Genomic DNA, 12,932 nt, shown 5'->3' with positions numbered 1-12,932 from the left:
TCTATTCCTTTGTCTGGGGTTCATTTTCATTGGATTCGTTGGATTCGTTGGATTCCGCGCTTTCGAGTTTGGCTTCGGGGCGCATAGCGGGGAAGAGGAGCACGTCGCGAATGGAGTGCTGATTGGTCAGCAGCATCACCAGCCGGTCGATGCCGATCCCTTCGCCGGCGGTGGGGGCCATACCGTAGCTAAGTGCCCGCACATAGTCCAGGTCCATATGCATCGCTTCGTCGTCTCCGGTGACCTCTTTGGCTTCGACCTGCATTTTGAAGCGCTCGTATTGATCCAGGGGGTCGTTGAGCTCGTTGAATCCGTTGGCGATCTCCTTGCCGGCGATGAAGAGTTCGAAGCGCTCGGCGATCTCGGGGTTCTCGTCGCTGCGGCGGGCGAGGGGGGAGATCTCGACCGGGAAATCCACGACGAAGGTGGGGTTGATCAGCTTCTCTTCGACGAAGGCGTCGAAGAGCTCCGCCTGGAGGTAGCCCAGGCTCAGATTGGGGTCGGTCTCGACGCCGTGCTCCTTGAGATAGGCACGGGCCTTCTCTCTGTCGGTGATCACCGCTTCGGGGACCCCGCCGATGGTGTGCAGGGATTCCAGGTAGCCGACTTTGCGGAAGGGGGTGGTGAAGTCCACCTCCTGATCGCCGTAGGGGAGTTTGCGGGGGAGGCCCAGATTCTCGAAGAGATAGTCGAATAGCTCCTCGGTCAGGCGCATCAGGTCTTCATAGGTGTGCCAGGCCCAGTAGTATTCGATCATCGTGAACTCGGGGTTGTGGGTGTGGTCCATCCCCTCGTTGCGGAAGTTGCGGTTGATCTCGAAGACCGCCTCCATGCCGCCCACGATGAGGCGTTTGAGGTAAAGCTCGGGGGCGATACGCAGATAGCGGTCCACCCCCAGGGCGTTGTGGCGGGTGACGAAGGGGCGGGCGTTGGCCCCGCCGGGGATGGGGTGCATCATCGGGGTTTCGACTTCCAAAAAGCCCTTCTCTTCGAAGAAACGGCGCACCAGGGAGACGATGCGGCTGCGGAGTTTGAAGGTCTTTTTGACCTCCGGGTTCATGATCATATCAAGGTAGCGCTGGCGATAGCGGATCTCCTGATCAGTGAGGCCGTGGAACTTCTCGGGCAGGGGGTGGACCGCTTTGGAGACGATGCGCAGGTCGGTGCAGTGGAGGGTAATCTCCCCGGTGCGGGTAACGAAGGGGAAGCCTTCGGCTTCGACGATGTCGCCCACTTCGATGAGTTTCTTGATCTTGTTGTAGTAGCCCTCGGGGAGGTCGTCGCGGTTATAGTAGATCTGCACCAGTCCTTCGCTGTCCTCGAGTTTGGCGAAGGCGGCCTTGCCCATGATCCGGATGAATTTGATCCGGCCCGTGAGGCGGTAGTGGCGGTCCTGGGCGATGCGTTCCCCTTCGGGGCGTTCAAGCAGGTCCCGGTTTTCGGCGAGAAACTCTGCCGAGGGGGTGCCGCGGGTCCGGCCGGCGGGATAGGGATTGATCCCCTCTTCGCGGAGGGTTTGGGCTTTTTTGATCCGTTCCTGGACGTAGGGGTTTTCGAATATCAAAGGGTCTCCTGTTTTTTGTCTTGTTGTGAATTTTTCTCTTCGGCTTCACGGCACTCTTTGCAAATGCCGATGATCTTCATCGTGTGGTCGGTGATGGTGAAATCGAAGCGGCGCCCCACGGCCTCCTGACGCTCTTCGATCACCTCGTCGACGAATTCGATGATCTTTCCGCAGCGGGTGCAGATGAGGTGGTCGTGGTGTTTCTTCAGCCCGATCTCGTAGCGTTTTCCCTCCTTGCCGAAGGAGAGGGAATCCGCCAACCCCTCCTCTTCGAGCAGGGCTAGGGTCCGGTAGACCGTAGCGATGCCCACCTTGGCGTCGGGAGCGGTCTGCTGGACCAGGCGGTGGATCTCCTCGGGGGAGAAGTGGCCGGGATTGTCATAGAGGGCTTTGAGGATCAGCTCTCTTTGGCGCGTGAATTTTAATTGCTTTTCTTTGAGGATTCTCTTAAGCTCCTGGAGGAGGAAATCGTAATCGACCATTGTAGGCTCCTAGTGTCGGCGCAGCGGGGCGAGATGGATCACGCTGCGTCCGCTTTCGAGTAAGATGGGTGCCAGCAGCGAGCCCCGGGTGAGGGGCTGCAGTTTGTGGCGCACCGAAGGGGTGCGGTGGAGGGCGGCCAGGATTATGGCGAAGATCAGAAAATATTTCACTCCGGCGATCACGAAACCGCCGACCCGGGCCAGGGTGCCGCGCTCGCCTCTCGGGAAACGCAGATGGACCCAGCGTCCGAGCCAGCTGAACCCACCCCAGACGACAGAGAGGATCAGGACAAAGGCGATGAGGCGTGTCAGGGCCGGGTTGGGAAGATGGACGAGATGGGCTTCGACCCAACGGGCTAGAGGGGCTGCGCCCCGTGAAGCGAGGAAAACCCCGCCGATCAGTCCCAGAAAAGTAAAGAGCTCACGCTGCAGCCCGTTGAAAGCTCCTTTGAAGGCAAGCAGCAGGATCAGCAGGGTGACGATCAGGTCAAAGAGGTTGACGGACATAATGTTTCCTCGTCTCCACGTCAAAGTTGCCGGCGGAGTTCATCGGGCTTGTTAGACCACTGCAGGGCATCCTCTTTGCTGATGACCCCTTGCCGGATCAGGCGGAGCATCACCTGGGTCTGGGTCTGCATCCCGCTATCCTCCTGGCCCAGCTGCATGGCGGAGTAGATCTGGTGGACCTTGTCTTCACGGATCAGGTTGGCGATGGCGTGGTTGGTGATGAGGATCTCGGGCACGGCCACCCGGCCGCCGCCGATCTTGGGAAGCAGGGCCTGGGAGATGACCGCGACCAGGGAGCTGGAGAGCATAGCCCGGATCTGGGGTTGCTCATCTCCGCTGAAGACGTCGATGATCCGGTTGACGGTCCCGGGAGCGGAGTTGGTGTGCAGCGTGGCGAAGACCAGGTGACCCGTTTCGGCGGCGGTCAGGGCCGCGGCGATGGTCTCCTTGTCCCGCATCTCCCCGATAAGGATGATGTCGGGGTCTTCCCGCATGGCGTATTTCAATGCCGCGGCGAAGCTCTTGGTGTCTTCGCCGACGCTTCGGTGGGAAAAGACGCACTTTTTATGCTGGTGGACGAATTCCACGGGGTCTTCCACGGTGATGATGTGTTTGGACTCGGTGAGGTTGATCTCGTTGAGCATGGCGGCCAGGGTGGTCGATTTACCCGAGCCGGTGGGGCCGGTGACGAGAATGAGCCCCTTTTCCCTCCGGATGATCTTTCGATAGACCGGGGGAGCGTCGATCTCGTCCAGTGTCGGTACGGAGAGGGGGATGATCCGGAAGGCCGCCGCCATATCTCCGAGGGTGCGGTAGTAGTTGACCCGGAAACGCCCGACCCCTTCCAACTCCACGGCGAAGTCGAGTTCATTCTCCTCTTCGAAATGTTTCTTTTGCTTCTCGGTCAGCAGACCGTAGCACATCTCCTCGATATCCTCACCGGTGAGTTTGGGCATATTGATGGGGCGGAGCTTTCCGTCGACCCGGAGCAGGGGCTCTTTTTTGGCGATGAGGTGGAGGTCGGAGGCTTTGTGGACGACGACGCTTTGGAGCAGTTTTTTAATATTGAAGGCCATGGTCTTCCTTTTTCGGACGATGTTTAGTCGATAATGGCTGGAACGATGAAGTAGTCGTCACGGCTCTCGGGTGCATGATCCAGAATGATCCGGGGCACGTCGGGATCGTTGGCGGGGAGATCCTCGCGCATCGGGGTTCCCCCCTCGAGGGTGGAGAAGTAGCTGTCGAGCCCCTCGGTATCGAGTTCGTTAAGGTTCTCCACATAGTCGAGAATTTCGCTCAACTGGGCCAGTACCTCCTCCCGTTTACTCGCGTCGATACGCAGATGGGAGAGCTTTTCGAGCTTTTCAAGCGTCTGAAGATCGAGAGCCAAAGGCAATCCTTTTTCTACTGGGTTCTGAATGAGATAGGGCTTATTATATAGGATTTAGGATTAAGGATGGCGTCGGCAAAGCTCCCGGGCTTTCCCGGTGGGTATAATTGCGGGAATTTTGACCCGAAGAGTCCGGGTGGACGAGTAAGAGACGAAAGGTAGAAATCATGGGTATCGATTTGAAATGGTTGGAAGGTGATGCGGTCAACTCGGCGCAGCTGGAAGCGCTGCTGGCGGCACGGGAAGCCGGAGCGTGCGATTTTCTGCTGGTGGATGTCCGGGAGCCCTATGAGTATGAAGAGGCCCACATCCCCGGGGTGGATCTGCTGCGCCCGACCAGCCGCTTCCAGGAGTGGGCGGGGGAGCTGATCGAACTGAGCCGGCAAAAGCCGGTGATCCTCACCTGTCGCACCGCCAACCGGACGGGGCAGGTGCAGCAGATCATGAAGCAGCACGGCGCCGGGAAGCTCATCGACCACCGCAGCGGGATCATGAGTTGGCACGGGCCGGTAGAGGGGGGCACCTATGGAGGTGACTGATCTGCTGATTCGGCTGCTGAGCGCCCCTTCGGTCACCCCCGATGACGCGGGGTTGATGGAGTTTGTCCAGGAGTACCTCCCGGGCTACGAGATCATCCGCCTTGACGAAGGGGGAGTGAAAAATCTCTTTATGTATCGGAAGTTCGGGGAGGGAGAACACCTCTGTTTCGCCGGGCATGTGGATGTGGTGCCCCCGGGAGAGGGATGGCGCAGCGACCCTTTCACCCCCCGGATCGAAAAGGGGGTGATCACCGCCCGGGGCGCCCAGGATATGAAGAGCGGCGTGGCGGCCTTCGTCGAAGCGATGAAACGGGCGGAGCGCTTCAACGGTACCCTTTCGCTGCTCCTGACCAGCGATGAGGAGGGGGACGCCACCTACGGTACCCGGATCATGCTGGCCCATCTACGCCAGATCGGCCTCTTGCCTGACTACGCCATCGTCGCCGAGCCCACCTGCGAAGAGCGCTTCGGCGACGCCATCAAGATCGGCCGCCGGGGTTCCATCAACGGCGTCATCGAGAAACGGGGGCGCCAGGGCCACGCCGCCTATCCCGAAAAGGCGGTCAACCCCATCCACAAAGTCTCCCAGGTCCTTCCCCATATGGCCGGGGTGAACCTGGACGAGGGGGACGAGTTTTTCGCCCCCAGCCAATTCGTCATCACCGATATCCGGGCGGGAATGGAAGTAACCAACGTCACTCCGGGCAAACTCAAGATGATGTTCAATGTCCGCAACAATACCCATACCGACTTGAAAGATGTGGAAGAGTTCGTCCATCGCTATTTCTCGGGGATGGATTACGACCTCAAACTTTCCCAGAGCGCCAAGCCCTTCGTCACCGATCCCGATACCCGGGTTGTCCGGGTTCTGGACCGGGCCATCGCCGAGGTGACGGGCCTGGCGCCCAAACACTCTACCGCCGGCGGCACCAGTGACGCCCGCTTTTTCGCCGAGTACGGGGTAAAAGTCGTGGAGTTCGGGGTGCGCAACGACACCATCCATGCCCCCAACGAGCGGGTGCCCATCGATGAGGTGGAGGGGCTCTACCGGGTCTTCCGCCGGGTGATCGAGGCTTTTTGATGCAGATTTGGCATTGGGTCGCACTGAGTTTTCTGGCGGAACTGGTGGAGACCTCGTGGCAGTATGCGCCGCAGATGCGCACGGTGATGGAGAAGGTGTGGCGGCTCTACCGCCGTTCGGTCTTTGTGCTGCTGCTGGCCCATACCGGATACCTCTACATCCTCTATCTCTCCCTGCGCTTTGACCTGCTCAACTGGCCCATCATCCTGGCCATCGCCCTCAAGACCCTCGATATCTTTACCAAGATCGAAATGGTCCGCAAGATCTATGTCCGTCACGAGAGCGATCCGCTGACGGAGGAGATGCTCAAGATGGAGATGCCTTTCTGGCTCTGGGCCGTCGGGCCCCTGACCTATCCGTGGCTGGTCTGGCTGGCCCTGACCCACGTGTCGGTTTGACATTTAAGGCCAAAAAGCATTATAATGACGCCACTTACAAAACGTGCTTCACAGGATTCGCCTGCGAATTCCTAAGAGTGGACAATCTTTGCATTCATCTCTGCACATTTTTTACTTAATCTCCATAATTACGAGGACCCATGGAAGAAAACCGCCAGAAAAACGGCCATAATAATGGCAGAAAACAGCATCAGCGTACCCATACCCCTGTCGAAGGGTACAAGATCGAAGATTTGCAGAACAAACCGCTCGACGAGTTGGTGGAGATCGCCCGCAAACTCAAGGTGGAAAATCCCAACGAATATCAGCGCAAAGACCTGATCTTCGAAATCCTCAAAGCCCAGGTGAGCCAGGGAGGGTACATCCTCTTTACCGGTATCCTGGAGATTATGAGCGACGGCTACGGCTTTTTGCGTTCCATCGACGGCAACTTCGCCAACTCATCGAATGATACCTACGTCAGCTCGACCCAGATCAAGCGTTTCGCCCTGCGTAACGGCGACATCGTCACCGGCCAGGTGCGCGCCCCCAAGGAGCAGGAGAAATACTACGCTCTGCTCAAGATCGAAGCGATCAACTACCTGCCGCCCGAAGAGTCCAAGAAACGCCCTCTCTTCGATAACCTGACCCCCCTCTATCCCCAGGAGAAGCTCAAACTCGAGTACAACCCGATGAAACTCACCGGACGGGTCATCGACCTCTTCGCCCCCATCGGCAAGGGGCAGCGGGCCTTGGTGGTGGCTCCGCCCCGCACCGGTAAGACCGAACTGCTCAAAGAGGTGGCCCACGGCATCACCCACAACAACCCCGAAGCGGCCCTGATGGTTCTGCTGGTCGACGAGCGGCCCGAAGAGGTCACCGATATGCAGCGCTCCGTCAAGGGGGAAGTCTACGCCTCCACCTTCGACCTGCCGGCACAGAACCACGTGCGCACCGCCGAGATGGTCATCGAGCGGGCCAAGCGCCGGGTGGAGCTGGGCGAGGATGTGATCATCCTGCTCGACTCCATCACCCGTCTGGCACGGGCCTACAACACCGTTACCCCTAGTTCCGGTAAAGTCCTCTCCGGGGGGGTAGACGCTAATGCCCTGCACAAGCCCAAGCGCTTCTTCGGTGCCGCCCGGAACATCGAAAACGGCGGCAGCCTCACCATCATCGCCACCGCCCTCATCGAAACCGGCAGCCGGATGGATGAAGTGATCTTCGAAGAGTTCAAGGGAACGGGTAACGCCGAAGTAGTCCTCAGCCGCCACGTCGCCGACCGCCGTATCTATCCCGCCATCGATGTCACCAAGTCCGGCACCCGCAAAGAGGAGCTCCTCACCGATCCCGAAACCCTCCAGAAAGTCTGGGCGATCCGCAACGCTATGCAGAATATGGAAGAGGTCGAAGGGCTCAAATTCCTCTTTTCTAAAATGCTCAAGACCAAGAGCAACGATGAATTTCTTTCCATCATGAATGAAGGGGCATAAGCCGCTTCATTCATTACGCGATTTTGGATTTTGGATTTTGGATTTTGGATTAAATGAAGACGAGTCTTCACTTCTGGAGGCTAAAGAGAACAAAAATGAGATTGTTGAACTCTCATTTTCTTTTGCTAAACGTATAGTCTTACTTTATCGTCACCTCTGTAAAAAGCATAACGAGTATATTCTTTCCAAGCAGATTCTTCGTTCAGGGACTTCCATAGGTGCCAATGTCGAAGAGGCCCAAGCTGCACAGAGTCGCAAAGATTTTGTTTCCAAACTCACCATCGCGTCAAAAGAGGCGAGAGAAACCCGATATTGGCTTCGTTTGTTGATTGAAACAGGCTATTTGGAGGCTGACAGAGATCACGTGAAAAGTATGTTGGCAGATATCGAATCCATCAATCGCCTTTTGACAAGTATTATTTTGACACTTCAGAAAAACCAATGAAATCCAAAATCCAAAATCCAAAATCCAAAATTGTCAGAATCGGAATCTTCGACTCCGGCTTAGGCGGTTTGACGGTTCTGCGTCCCATTATGCAAGCCTTGCCGGGGGCGGAGATCCTCTATCTGGCCGATACGGCCCATGCGCCCTACGGGGAGAAGAGCCGTGAAGAGATTCGTAGCTACTCCCTGGGGATTGCCGAGTATTTCATCCGTGAACACGACGTCGATGCCCTGGTCGTCGCCTGCAATACCGCTACCTCCGCCGCCATTGCGACACTACGGGAACGTTTTCCCGATCTTCCCATAGTCGGGACCGAGCCGGGGATCAAGCCGGCGGTTCGGGCGAGCCGCAGCGCCAAAGTAGGGATTCTGGCGACGCCGGCGACTCTGGCGGGAGAGAAATATCAGGCTTTGGCAGAGCGCCTCTGCACAGAGCATGAAGTGCAGCTCTTTGAGCAGGCTTGCCCGGGCCTGGTGGAGCGGATCGAACGGGGAGAGGTAGAGAGCCCGGAGTGCCGCCGGATGCTCGAAGGGTGGCTGGCCCCTATGCGAGAGGCGGGGGTCGATACGATCGTGCTGGGCTGCACCCACTATCCGCTGGCCGCTTCCGCGATCCGGGAAGTGATGGGCACGCCGGTGACTCTCATCGAAACCGGAGAGGCGATCGCACGGCGACTGCTGAGCCTGCTGGGCGAATGCGAAAGTAAAAGTAATGGAGAGCCGGTATTGAAACTCTACGCCACTGGCCCGATCGATACCGAAGCGGTGGAGCATATTCTCGGTCGCTCCTATCCCGTGAACCGGCTGGACCCCGAGAGGCTGGAGGAGCGATGAAACGTCTCGACACGGCCCTGGTGGAGCGGGGGCTTTTTGAGAGCCGCAACAAAGCCGCCGAGGCAATCCGCAAAGGGCGGGTGTTCCTCGATGGGCACGTGCAAAAAAAGCCCGCTTTCAAAGTGGGTGAGGAGACCGAGATCACCCTCCAGGGCGGCCCGGTCTATGTCTCCCGCTCCGCTCAGAAGCTGGCGGGTTATCTGCAGGAACATCCGTTGGAGACAGAAGGGAAGCGCTGCCTTGACATCGGCAGCTCCACCGGAGGCTTCACCCAGGTGCTGTTGGAAAAGGGTGCGGCGGGAGTGGATGCCGTGGATGTGGGAAGGGATCAGCTCCACCCTTCTCTTCGGGCCGATCCCCGGGTCCGCTCCTATGAGCAGACTGACATCCGTGATTTCGATCCCGGGATTCGCTATCCCCTCATCGTTTCGGATGTGAGTTTCATCAGCCTTCACCATATCCTCCCCTCCGTCGCCCGCCTGGCCGCTCCCGGAGCCGAGGTGATTTTGCTCTTCAAACCCCAGTTCGAAGTGGGCAGAGAAGCCAAACGGGACCGTAAAGGGGTGGTGACCGATTCCCGGGCGATCGAGAGAGCGATGGAGCGGTTCGAAGCCGTGACGGAGGCGATGGGTTGGCAGCTCTTGCGCAAAACTCCCAGTTCCCTGGCGGGCAAAGAGGGGAATGTGGAGTGGGTCTATCATTTCCGGATCCCTTGAGGGACTTCTATATGCCTTTTCTCTACTCCATTCAGGAACGTATTTTCCACTTTTAGCCGAACTTCTTGCATTTGATGGACAATTCTCCCCGGATGTGACCCAGGTAGCAAGGGGTCTTCTCTCTTCTCGGTTATGATTTGCAAAAAATCAGGAGTGATTATGACCTTTGAAATCAATGAACCGATGGTGTTGGGTACCCTGGTCTTCGAGACCCTGGGGGCCCCGGAGCGTGAACGGGAGTTCAAGATCAAGAGCCTCAAAAAGTGGGGCTTCGATCTGGTGAGCGGTATCCACAACGGCAAAACCATTTACGCAACCCGGCCCGAAGGCGCGGCCGAAGGAGAGAGCTTCGAGTATGAAGGCAGCGATGTCTCCATCACCGAAGTCCTCAAAGAGTATCCCAAAAACGCCAAAGCCTATGCCCGGATCGAGATGGAGGAGGGGACGGCTCACCTCGTCCTGGACCTGGAGGCTGAGGAGAGTCAGGAGATCCTGCGGGTTCCGGCGGGGGAGATATTGCTGGCCTTTTTGAAAAAACACCGCTTGCCCCACGTGGCCAATGCCCTCCGGACACTGGGCAGTGCCGCCGAGCTGGTGCGTCACGACGGTGAGAGCGGCAAACCGATGAGCTTTGCGGAGCTTCCTCCCGTGCCCCGGCGCTTTTTGCGGGAAGCCAAGAAGATCGAAAAGGATATGGGATTCGGCAGGATAGCTCTGGCCTGGTTCGGTGAGAACAAGGAGGGCAAACCCCGCTACCGTATGAGCTGGATGGTGCCGACGATCGCACTGTTTGACGAGCACATCGCCGAACGCATCGACAAAGCCCTGGCGGAGTTGAAGTGATGCTGATCGCCTGGACGACGCTGATCGCCGATTCTAAAAAGGGCTTTCCCAAAGAGGAGGGACAGGCCTACCTGCCCGGATCGTCGGTGCGTGAAGCGATCGAGAATGCCTGGGTCTTCTACTGGGTCAAAAAGGATAAAAGTCTTCAGAATAAGGCACGGAAGCATCTGGAAAATCTCCAGAACGACGAAGCCTTTTTGCAGGCATCTGAGGCGGTGCGTTCGATGGTCTTTGCCCTCCATCGGCTGGAGGACCTGGTGATCCCCGAAAAGATCTCTCTTCCCGCCGAAGGATTGCGGCGGCGGCATATCGAAGTCTTTGACCTGGAGGAGCAAAAAGTCAGTCGGGAATTCGAAGCCTTGAGTTTTCGAGGAACGATCCCGGATCTGCAGATCAGCACACCCCAATGGGAGAAGATTCGCACGGCTTTGACCTCCTATGCCCGGGCGCTGGCCGAATATGAGCACAAACATCTCGTCGATACCTATCTGGAGGAGAGCTGCGCCGCGATCCAGAACAGCATCGCCAACGAGTGGGAGAGCGCCCTACGCCTGGGAGCCTGGAGCAACGCTCCCCACGGCGGTGGACTCTTTTTCTTCTGGCGGTTTCCCGAGCTACGCCGACAGCTGATCCGGAAACACAAACAGGATCTGCTACCCAAGGAACTCTACATCATCTCCGGCGACCGGGAGTTGCTGGGCTGGTGCGAGTACCGCAGCGAGGGGTAGGATCGCCTCTTCTTTCTTCCTACTTGGCAACACTGATTTTCCCCAAAGCCTTTCGAAATCCTTCTCTTTGCCATACCTCGGCAAGCTACTCTTTATCATTTATAAAAACATATTGTATACAAATATGTAGATTTAATAAGTGATTTTGAAGCGTCGCTCCTCTATCATAGATACGGATCGCGGTTGGAGGAGAGCGGGATTTCGAGGGACTCCGTTCGTCGTGTGTCAGCAAAAGGAGTTATAAAATGGCGGAAAAGAAAAAGATGTCTTTGACGGTCAAAGTCCTGATCGGAATGGCCCTGGGGATTATCGTGGGACTGGCGCTCAATATGCTTGGGCTAAATGCCCATGGGTCCTGGATTAACCTTTATATAACCGATGGGCTGTTTCTCATTATCGGTAAGCTTTTTGTTGCGGCCTTGAAGATGTTGGTCGTTCCCTTGGTGATCTTCTCATTGATCACGGGAGTGGTCGGTATCGGTGACATCCGCGAGCTGGGGAAGGTGGGTGCGAAATCCTTCGTCCTCTACATGCTCACGACCGCCATAGCTATCGCCGTGGCCATCACCATCGCCGCATCTTTGGGCATTGGCTCGGGCGTGCATATGAGCAGCGACGCGGTTTTCACTGCCAAAGAGGCACCGCCATTGAGCCAGGTGCTCATCAATATTGTTCCGACCAATATGATCGATGCTATGGCCAAAGGTAATATGCTCCAGATCATCTTTTTTTCAATTCTTATCGGAATTTCGATCCTTATGGTGGGGAAAAAGGCCAAAGCGATCGTGGAGCTGACCGAGATTGGCAATGAGATTATGATGAAGATGGTAACCATCATTATGGCTCTGGCCCCTTATGCAGTCTTTGCACTCCTGGCACGGGCTATGGCAAATCTGGGACTGGGGCTCCTGGCGGACTTGGCGGGCTATGTGCTGGTCCTCATCGGGACCCTGATGTTCCACCTTTTCATCACGCTGATGCTCTTACTCAAACTCCTTTCGGGCAAGAGCCCCGCAATGTTCCTCAAAAAATTCCGCGAAGTGCAGGTCTTCGCCTTCTCTACCTCCAGCTCCAACGCGACGATTCCCGTTACATTGCGGGCGACGGTGGAGCGTCTCGGTGTACACAACTCCATCGCATCCTTCACCATCCCTTTCGGTGCGACGATCAACATGGACGGGACCGCCATTATGCAGGGGGTGGCGACGGTCTTTATCGCCAATGCCTACGGCGTCGACCTGGGGACGGCCGGCTACTTGACGGTCATTCTGATGTCGGTGTTGGCCTCCATCGGTACAGCCGGCGTCCCCGGGGTGGGGTTGATTATGCTTTCAATGGTCTTTACCCAGGTAGGGCTCCCGGTAGAGGGAATCGGCCTGATCCTCGGCGTGGATCGGTTGCTGGATATGATCCGTACCGCGGTCAATGTATCGGGTGACGGCGTGGTGACTACCATCGTGGCTAAGAGTGAAAAGAAACTGGATGAGCGTATCTATGACGATCCCGAAGCTGGAACGGTCTATGATGAAGAGTTGGAGATCGATGAAAAAGTAGAAGAGGAGCTTGCCAAGGTGATCGAGGAGGTCAAAGAGGAAGAGGAACTCTGAGGCTTCTCGTCTTTCTTTTGTTTACTTCTGTTCTTTCTATGCATTCCCACGCTGAGCGTGGGAATGCATACTCCGAAACCCATTATATTCATTCATACAAATAGGATAGACCATCCTTTGATATCTGCACTTTTTGTCTAGCTATTGGAATATGGCCTGTTATCCGAACAAAAAGTGCGTATAACGGTTGTGGAGCCAATAGCACGATATGGGAGGTAAGAGATTTTTGATGGAAAACTCGGTAGGATTGAAAAAATATGTCGTTTTGGCATATTTGGGGATTTTGAGGATATGGTATAAAATGTTCATACAATGAATCGTATCCTC

Annotated in this window: 15 protein-coding genes; 10 read left to right on the top strand and 5 right to left on the bottom strand. The window is 56.6% G+C overall.

Annotated elements, in window-relative coordinates; genetic code table 11:
• Window position 1: 1 nt before the first annotated feature.
• Genes lysS through gatC form a run of 5 tightly spaced genes read right to left on the bottom strand, consistent with a single transcriptional unit; the run spans window position 2 to window position 3,943 of the window.
• On the bottom strand, window positions 2-1,564 hold the full coding sequence (lysS, locus tag NITSA_RS08365; RefSeq protein ID WP_013554590.1) for a lysine--tRNA ligase: 1,563 nt from the start codon (window positions 1,562-1,564) through the stop codon (window positions 2-4).
• Entirely contained in the window at window positions 1,561-2,046 is a 486-nt protein-coding gene (locus NITSA_RS08360) for a Fur family transcriptional regulator (protein ID WP_013554589.1), read from the bottom strand. The genes lysS and NITSA_RS08360 overlap by 4 nt, the downstream gene beginning before the upstream one ends.
• Before the next feature lie 9 nt (window positions 2,047-2,055).
• Window positions 2,056-2,553 (bottom strand): CvpA family protein, encoded by a 498-nt coding sequence (locus tag NITSA_RS08355; RefSeq protein ID WP_013554588.1) that lies wholly within the window; start codon window positions 2,551-2,553, stop codon window positions 2,056-2,058.
• A gap of 20 nt (window positions 2,554-2,573) precedes the next feature.
• Window positions 2,574-3,629, bottom strand: a complete 1,056-nt coding sequence (locus NITSA_RS08350; RefSeq protein ID WP_013554587.1) for a type IV pilus twitching motility protein PilT — start codon at window positions 3,627-3,629, stop codon at window positions 2,574-2,576.
• Between the two features lie 23 nt (window positions 3,630-3,652).
• On the bottom strand, window positions 3,653-3,943 hold the full coding sequence (gene gatC / locus NITSA_RS08345; protein WP_013554586.1) for an Asp-tRNA(Asn)/Glu-tRNA(Gln) amidotransferase subunit GatC: 291 nt from the start codon (window positions 3,941-3,943) through the stop codon (window positions 3,653-3,655).
• A gap of 167 nt (window positions 3,944-4,110) precedes the next feature.
• Here gatC and NITSA_RS08340 point away from each other — a divergent pair, with 167 nt between their 5' ends.
• The 10 genes from NITSA_RS08340 to NITSA_RS08295 all read left to right on the top strand — a co-directional run bounded on the left by NITSA_RS08340 (window position 4,111) and on the right by NITSA_RS08295 (window position 12,605).
• On the top strand, window positions 4,111-4,482 hold the full coding sequence (locus tag NITSA_RS08340) for a rhodanese-like domain-containing protein (protein WP_013554585.1): 372 nt from the start codon (window positions 4,111-4,113) through the stop codon (window positions 4,480-4,482).
• Window positions 4,469-5,563 carry a succinyl-diaminopimelate desuccinylase gene (gene dapE, locus NITSA_RS08335; RefSeq protein ID WP_013554584.1) on the top strand — a complete coding sequence of 365 codons (1,095 nt, stop codon included), beginning with the start codon at window positions 4,469-4,471 and terminating at the stop codon, window positions 5,561-5,563. Before NITSA_RS08340 ends, dapE begins: the two co-directional genes overlap by 14 nt.
• Entirely contained in the window at window positions 5,563-5,961 is a 399-nt protein-coding gene (locus NITSA_RS08330) for a hypothetical protein (protein ID WP_013554583.1), read from the top strand. Before dapE ends, NITSA_RS08330 begins: the two co-directional genes overlap by 1 nt.
• A gap of 140 nt (window positions 5,962-6,101) precedes the next feature.
• Complete coding sequence (gene rho / locus NITSA_RS08325) at window positions 6,102-7,433, top strand: transcription termination factor Rho (protein ID WP_013554582.1); 1,332 nt, start codon at window positions 6,102-6,104, stop codon at window positions 7,431-7,433.
• Window positions 7,420-7,878: a four helix bundle protein gene (locus NITSA_RS08320; RefSeq protein WP_013554581.1), complete on the top strand. Its 459-nt coding sequence runs from the start codon at window positions 7,420-7,422 to the stop codon at window positions 7,876-7,878. Before rho ends, NITSA_RS08320 begins: the two co-directional genes overlap by 14 nt.
• Entirely contained in the window at window positions 7,875-8,711 is an 837-nt protein-coding gene (gene murI, locus NITSA_RS08315; RefSeq protein WP_013554580.1) for a glutamate racemase, read from the top strand. The genes NITSA_RS08320 and murI overlap by 4 nt, the downstream gene beginning before the upstream one ends.
• Window positions 8,708-9,427 carry a 23S rRNA (cytidine-2'-O)-methyltransferase TlyA gene (gene tlyA / locus NITSA_RS08310; protein WP_013554579.1) on the top strand — a complete coding sequence of 240 codons (720 nt, stop codon included), beginning with the start codon at window positions 8,708-8,710 and terminating at the stop codon, window positions 9,425-9,427. Before murI ends, tlyA begins: the two co-directional genes overlap by 4 nt.
• Before the next feature lie 159 nt (window positions 9,428-9,586).
• Complete coding sequence (locus NITSA_RS08305; RefSeq protein ID WP_013554578.1) at window positions 9,587-10,270, top strand: TIGR00703 family protein; 684 nt, start codon at window positions 9,587-9,589, stop codon at window positions 10,268-10,270.
• Window positions 10,270-10,998: a hypothetical protein gene (locus NITSA_RS08300; RefSeq protein WP_013554577.1), complete on the top strand. Its 729-nt coding sequence runs from the start codon at window positions 10,270-10,272 to the stop codon at window positions 10,996-10,998. Before NITSA_RS08305 ends, NITSA_RS08300 begins: the two co-directional genes overlap by 1 nt.
• A 245-nt stretch (window positions 10,999-11,243) precedes the next feature.
• Window positions 11,244-12,605, top strand: coding sequence for a dicarboxylate/amino acid:cation symporter (locus NITSA_RS08295; protein WP_013554576.1), 1,362 nt, complete (start codon window positions 11,244-11,246; stop codon window positions 12,603-12,605).
• Window positions 12,606-12,932: the final 327 nt, after the last annotated feature.

It is taken from the genome of Nitratifractor salsuginis DSM 16511, from assembly GCF_000186245.1.
Lineage (GTDB): Bacteria > Campylobacterota > Campylobacteria > Campylobacterales > Sulfurovaceae > Nitratifractor > Nitratifractor salsuginis.
The sequence above is the reverse complement of the archived record's forward strand: the minus strand, read 5'-3'. Positions and strand labels throughout refer to the sequence as shown.

What these genes read in the sequence shown, in the direction of transcription:
- dapE (WP_013554584.1), top strand. Translation starts at nt 4,469, where the DNA reads ATGGAGGTGACTGATCTGCTGATTCGGCTGCTGAGCGCCCCTTCGGTC.
- tlyA (WP_013554579.1), top strand. Translation starts at nt 8,708, where the DNA reads ATGAAACGTCTCGACACGGCCCTGGTGGAGCGGGGGCTTTTTGAGAGC.
- NITSA_RS08330 (WP_013554583.1), top strand. Translation starts at nt 5,563, where the DNA reads ATGCAGATTTGGCATTGGGTCGCACTGAGTTTTCTGGCGGAACTGGTG.
- NITSA_RS08355 (WP_013554588.1), bottom strand. Translation starts at nt 2,553, where the DNA reads ATGTCCGTCAACCTCTTTGACCTGATCGTCACCCTGCTGATCCTGCTG.
- NITSA_RS08360 (WP_013554589.1), bottom strand. Translation starts at nt 2,046, where the DNA reads ATGGTCGATTACGATTTCCTCCTCCAGGAGCTTAAGAGAATCCTCAAA.
- NITSA_RS08295 (WP_013554576.1), top strand. Translation starts at nt 11,244, where the DNA reads ATGGCGGAAAAGAAAAAGATGTCTTTGACGGTCAAAGTCCTGATCGGA.
- murI (WP_013554580.1), top strand. Translation starts at nt 7,875, where the DNA reads ATGAAATCCAAAATCCAAAATCCAAAATCCAAAATTGTCAGAATCGGA.
- NITSA_RS08300 (WP_013554577.1), top strand. Translation starts at nt 10,270, where the DNA reads ATGCTGATCGCCTGGACGACGCTGATCGCCGATTCTAAAAAGGGCTTT.
- NITSA_RS08305 (WP_013554578.1), top strand. Translation starts at nt 9,587, where the DNA reads ATGACCTTTGAAATCAATGAACCGATGGTGTTGGGTACCCTGGTCTTC.
- NITSA_RS08320 (WP_013554581.1), top strand. Translation starts at nt 7,420, where the DNA reads ATGAAGGGGCATAAGCCGCTTCATTCATTACGCGATTTTGGATTTTGG.
- rho (WP_013554582.1), top strand. Translation starts at nt 6,102, where the DNA reads ATGGAAGAAAACCGCCAGAAAAACGGCCATAATAATGGCAGAAAACAG.
- NITSA_RS08340 (WP_013554585.1), top strand. Translation starts at nt 4,111, where the DNA reads ATGGGTATCGATTTGAAATGGTTGGAAGGTGATGCGGTCAACTCGGCG.
- NITSA_RS08350 (WP_013554587.1), bottom strand. Translation starts at nt 3,629, where the DNA reads ATGGCCTTCAATATTAAAAAACTGCTCCAAAGCGTCGTCGTCCACAAA.